A 239-nucleotide genomic window follows, 5' to 3' on the forward strand; every position below is an offset into this window, starting at 1 on the left:
AGTGCCGGGTGGAGGCCGACGGCGAGCGCGAAGTGGCCCAGGTGATTGACGGCGAACTGCAATTCCCGGCCGTCAGGTGTGCGGGTGAGTTCCGGCGGGGCCATCACTCCGGCGTTGTTGACCAGGATGTGCAGCGGGCCCGTCCAGTCGGTCACGAACGCGGCGACCGTCGACCGGTCGGCCAGGTCGAGCCGCCCCACCGTCAACTGTCCCGACTTGGGCGGCAGTTCAGCCTCCAG

The 239-nt window shown here is 69.5% G+C and carries 1 pseudogene; it reads right to left on the reverse strand.

Annotation, left to right across the window (positions count from 1 at the left end):
- Positions 1 to 239: pseudogene (locus tag KVT44_RS56860) on the reverse strand (oxidoreductase); the annotation flags it as partial.

Origin of the sequence: Streptomyces sp. GbtcB7, assembly GCF_019091445.1 — a bacterium.
GTDB lineage: Bacteria > Actinomycetota > Actinomycetes > Streptomycetales > Streptomycetaceae > Streptomyces > Streptomyces mirabilis.